At 68.9% G+C, this 5,161-nt stretch carries 3 protein-coding genes and 2 pseudogenes; all 5 read left to right on the plus strand.

What is annotated here, in order from left to right:
- Nucleotides 1-210, plus strand: a pseudogene (locus tag ABZ267_RS33120) (ATP-binding protein); the annotation flags it as partial.
- A gap of 363 nt (nt 211-573) precedes the next feature.
- Nucleotides 574-3,858: a nitrate- and nitrite sensing domain-containing protein gene (locus ABZ267_RS33125; RefSeq protein WP_356757012.1), complete on the plus strand. Its 3,285-nt coding sequence runs from the start codon at nt 574-576 to the stop codon at nt 3,856-3,858.
- A 10-nt stretch (nt 3,859-3,868) separates the two neighbouring features.
- Nucleotides 3,869-4,282 (plus strand): roadblock/LC7 domain-containing protein, encoded by a 414-nt coding sequence (locus tag ABZ267_RS33130; RefSeq protein WP_030125847.1) that lies wholly within the window; start codon nt 3,869-3,871, stop codon nt 4,280-4,282.
- 90 nt (nt 4,283-4,372) lie between these two features.
- On the plus strand, nt 4,373-5,014 hold the full coding sequence (locus tag ABZ267_RS33135) for a DUF742 domain-containing protein (RefSeq protein WP_356757014.1): 642 nt from the start codon (nt 4,373-4,375) through the stop codon (nt 5,012-5,014).
- Nucleotides 4,995-5,161, plus strand: a pseudogene (locus ABZ267_RS33140) (ATP-binding protein); the annotation flags it as partial. The gene ABZ267_RS33135 and the pseudogene ABZ267_RS33140, both read left to right, overlap by 20 nt.

Raw genomic sequence — 5,161 nt, forward strand, 5'->3', positions numbered from 1 at the left:
GTCGACTACTTCGAGAACAGCGGCCTCCCCTTCGTCATCGCCCTCAACGGCTTCGACGGACACCAGCCCTACACCCCCGACGAGGTCCGCGAAGCACTCCAGATCGGGCCCGACGCGCCCATCATCACCACGGACGCCCGGCACCGTGCCGATGCCAAGAGCGGCCTGATCACGCTGGTCGAGCACGCTCTGATGGCACGCCTGAAGTAGTCCTGACAAGTAGGCGTAAGTCGTTTTTGCCATACGGAAGTTGTTGTAGTCACGCGGGGGCGGCCTGTGTCGTTTGACACGATCCGCCCCCGTGTTCATAACGTTTCGACAGAGAATTGCCTCCACGCCACCACCCGACGCATCCACCCGGTGCCACTGCGCTCACATGAGCCCCGCCTTTTGACGGGGCTCGCTCTTTATGCCCGTTTTATCTGAGGCGTGGGCCACTCGGAATGATCGATTCCGAGTGTTTGGAAGGCGGCCTGTCCCCGTGCTGCAATGCGTCGAACTCCCGAGTAGTTACGGCCCTGAACGAATAATCCGGCACAACGTAGGTGCCGACGCCGAGAGGTTGTTGGTCGAGTGAGGCGAAGCAACGAGGGCTCCGCGCCGCAGCCCGAGCGGGGTAACTTCACCCCGCCGTCGCACGCTGTGACGTCGCCCGCACAGGCCCCTGAGCCGGAGCCGGCCGCCGGCAGCACCAGCCGGTTCGCCCCGCGCAACTGGCGGGTGGCCACCCGGCTGAACGCGATCCTCCTGATCCCGGTCATCATCGGCCTGATCATGGGCGGCTTCCAGGTGAAGGGGTCCATCGACACCTGGAGCGAGGCCCAGGAGGCCGAGAAGATCGCGCGCGTCGTCCGCGCGGCCTCGGACTACGGGCAGGCCCTGCTCGACGAGCGGGACCTCACCGCCCAGCCGCTGCTCTCCGGCGACCGGGACGCCGACATCGTCGAGCAGTCCCGGGCCACCACGGACGAGGCGCGTACGGCGTTCGACGCCGCGGTGAAGGACATGCCGGCCAAGCCGGGCCTGGAGCGCCGTCTCAAGCTCTTCAAGGTCGACGAGCCGAAGCTTCCCGAGCTCCGCAAGGCCGCCTACTCGCAGGCGCTCGACCCGGTGAAGACCGAAGAGGGCTACACGCAGGTCCAGCACTCGCTGATGCAGTTCGCCAACGAGCTCGGCCTCGGCACCGGCAACGTCACCAGCTACGGCCGTACCGTCTACGCGATCGAGCTGTCCAAGGCTGCAGAATCGCTTCAGCGCTCGATCGGCATGCACCTGCTGGTGCGCCCGAGCAAGAAGCCGGCCGTCTACAACGACCAGGTCAAGGCCTTCGGCTCGTACAACTACCTGGAGCAGATCGCGCTCGCCGAGTTCAACGCCGGTGGCACCCAGGCCGACGTGGACCGCCTCAAGCAGGTCATGGCGGGCAAGGCCGAGGAGGGCGCCAAGCGGCTCAAGGCCGCTCGTGAGCAGGCCGATGCCGCCGGTCAGGACTTCGTGGCGCCGCCGAGCATCGACGGCTCGGTCTTCGACGGCATGGTCCGGGAGATCGGCCAGGGCCAGGATCCCGAGGACCTCGCGAAGAAGGGCATCACGCCCGAGACCTGGATGGCGGCCGCCACCGCCAAGTTCGAGGGATACGCGACCGTCGAGAAGGAGCTTGTCGACAAGGCGGTGGACGAGGCCGCGAAGATCTCCTCCGACGCCAAGTCCGACGCCATCGTCAACGGGCTCATCGTCGTCATCGCGCTCCTGGCGGCCTTCATCCTGGCCGGGCTCATGGCCCGCCAGATGAGCCGCGCGATGCGCCAGCTGCGTACCGCCGCCTTCTCCATCGCCGAGCAGCGGCTGCCCTCCCTCGTCGACCAGCTCTCGCGCACCGACCCCGGCCGGGTCGACACGCGGGTGCAGCCGATCCCGATCACCACGCAGGACGAGATCGGCGAGGTCGCCCGCGCCTTCGACCAGGTGCACCGCGAGGCCGTCCGGCTCGCCGCCGAGCAGGCCATGCTGAGGGGCAACGTCAACGCGATCTTCACCAACCTCTCGCGCCGCAACCAGTCGCTCATCGAGGGCCAGCTGACCCTCATCACCGACCTGGAGAACAACGAGGCCGACCCGGACCAGCTGGAGAGCCTCTTCAAGCTGGACCACCTGGCGACCCGTATGCGGCGCAACGGCGAGAACCTGCTCGTCCTCTCCGGCGAGGAGCCCGGCCGCCGCTGGGACCAGCCGGTGCCGCTGGTCGACGTCCTGCGCGCCGCCTCCTCCGAGGTGGAGTCGTACGAGCGCATCGAGCTGTCCGGTGTCCCGGAGGCCGAGATCCACGGCCGGGCCGTCACCGACCTCGTGCACCTGCTGGCCGAGCTGCTGGAGAACGCCACCACGTTCTCCTCGCCGCAGACCAAGGTCAAGGTCACCGCGACCCGGCTGCCCGACGGCCGCGTCATGGTCGAGATCCACGACAAGGGCATCGGCCTCACCGCCGAGGACTTCGCCGACATCAACCACAAGCTGGCCAACCCGCCGACGGTGGACGCCGCCGTCTCGCAGCGCATGGGCCTCTTCGTGGTCGGCCGGCTCGCCGACCGGCACGGCATCCGCGTCCAGCTGCGCCCCTCGGGCGAGCAGGCCGGGACGACGTCGCTGGTCATGCTGCCGGACGCGATCACCCACGGTGGCAGTGGCGAAACCCTGCACGGCCAGAACGACTTCACCGTCTCGTCGATCATTCCCGAGCAGCAGAGCGCCTTCGACCCGGCGCCGCAGCACGGCCAGATGCGTACGGCGGCGGAGCTCGGCTTCGACGACTCGCGCTACGAGGTCCCGGCGGACCCGGGTCAGCTGGACCCGGTCAACCGTTCGCTGATGCGCGAGGAGCGCCGGGCGGCGCTGGAGGCCCAGACCGGCACCGGCTCCCCGTTCCCGGACGGCTCGCAGGAGCAGCAGGGTTACGGCCAGGAGCAGTACGCGCAGGAGCCGTACGCCGGACAGGACCAGTACGCCGACGCGCAGGGCTCCGGACAGGACCCGTACGGCAATGGCACGCAGGGATACGCCCAGGAGTCCTACGGCCAGGGCCAGTACGGCCAGGACCCGGCCCAGCAGGCTCAGCAGCAGGCCTCGTACGCCAACTCCTACGAGCAGCAGCAGGGTTACGGCTCCGAGAACGGCTACCCGCAGCCGCAGGAGCAGCCGCAGGAGGGGTACGCGGAAGCGGCATATGCCGGTCCGGAGAACCCTCAGGACCCGTACGCCGCCGACCGGTACGCTGCCCCGACCGACCAGTCCCACCAGGACGACTGGCCTGTTCAGAGCGGTTCTCAGAACACTTTTGAGCCGGTTCGGCAGGCTGAGGCGGAATCCGTTCCGAGCGTTCCCGCACCGTCACAGGAGCGCGTAGGCTTCGACCGTCCGGGGTCCGCCCCGAACGTCGGCCATGAACTGACCGATGCCGGTCTGCCTCGCCGCGGCGGTGCGCAGCACTGGCAGCCGAGCGGCCGCGGCAACGAACGGCCCGCTCCGGCTCCGCAGCGGCAGCCGCGGCAGGAAGAGCGGCAGGCCCCGCAGACGGACGGGGACGGCACCGAGGACTGGCGCTCGACGAATGACGAGCGCTGGGAGCGGGCCGAGAAGCTCCGTGAGCCGAAGGCGGGCGGAATCACCCCCTCCGGCCTCCCCCGGCGCGTGCCCAAGGCCAACCTGGTCGAAGGCACGGCGGAGCAGACCCAGCAGGGCGGCCCACAGGTCTCCCGCGCTCCCGAGGACGTCCGCGGCAGGTTGAGCAACCTGCGGCGAGGGGTCCAGCGGGGACGCAACGCGGGGTCGGACACCAGTACCACCTACAACCAGGAGCGTTAGTGTGAGCCCGATGAGCCAGGCGGCGCAGAATCTCAACTGGTTGATCACCAACTTCGTGGACAACACCCCCGGGGTGTCGCACACGGTGGTGGTCTCCGCCGACGGACTCCTGCTGGCCATGTCCGAAGGATTCCCGCGCGACCGCGCCGACCAGCTGGCGGCCGTCGCCTCCGGTCTGACGTCGCTGACCGCGGGCGCCTCGCGGATCTTCGAGGGCGGGGCGGTGAACCAGACCGTTGTGGAGATGGAGCGGGGATTCCTCTTCCTCATGTCCATCTCGGACGGGTCCTCACTCGCCGTTCTCGCCCACCCGGACGCCGATATCGGTCTGGTCGGGTACGAAATGGCACTTCTGGTCGACCGCGCGGGCAGTGTCCTGACCCCGGATCTCCGCGCCGAACTTCAGGGAAGTCTTCTTAACTAGTAGACAGACAGTGCGTTTCTCGCCACCGCGCCATAAGGTGCGGTGGCGCGGCCCCACTGGGATCGGCGACCGGCAGTCGGAGGAGGAAACGTGGCAGCACCCACAGGCGGACACCCATACGAGGGTGAGCAGAGGGTTCCGGGTGAGCACGGTGACAACCGTTTCGGCTACCCCGCCGCATCCGGCGGCCAGGCCCCGGGCAACGCATATCAGCCATATCAGCAGCCGCAGCAGCCGCAGGGCGCGCACGGAGCGCAGGGGTCCGACTGGCCCCAGCAGCAGCCGGGTTCGCCGTGGCCGCAGCAGCAGCGGTACGACGCGCCTCAGCAGCAGCAGCGCATCCAGCCGGTGCAGCAGCAGTGGGCCCCCGAGCCCGACAGGCCCGCCGCGCACAATCCGCTGGTCCGTCCGTACGCCATGACCGGTGGCCGGACCCGGCCGCGTTACCAGCTCGCCATCGAGGCGCTGGTCAGCACGACGGCCGATCCGGCCCGGCTGCAAGGGCAGTTGCCCGAGCACCAGCGGATCTGCCGGCTCTGCATCGAGATCAAGTCGGTCGCCGAGGTTTCGGCCCTTCTCTCGATCCCCCTCGGCGTTGCCCGGATCCTCGTCGCCGACCTGGCCGAGGCCGGACTCGTCGCTATCCATCAGCCCGGCGGCGACGAGGCCGCCGGCGGCCAGCCAGATGTGACACTGCTCGAAAGGGTGCTCAGTGGACTTCGCAAGCTCTAGCGGCGGAGCGGCCCGCTCCACTACCTCGGCGAAGATCGTGGTGGCAGGGGGCTTCGGCGTGGGTAAGACCACGTTTGTCGGTGCCGTTTCGGAGATCAATCCGCTGCGCACCGAAGCCGTGATGACGTCCGCGTCCGCGGGCATCGA

Origin of the sequence: Streptomyces sp. NPDC006174 (assembly GCF_040614075.1) — a bacterium.
Lineage (GTDB): Bacteria > Actinomycetota > Actinomycetes > Streptomycetales > Streptomycetaceae > Streptomyces.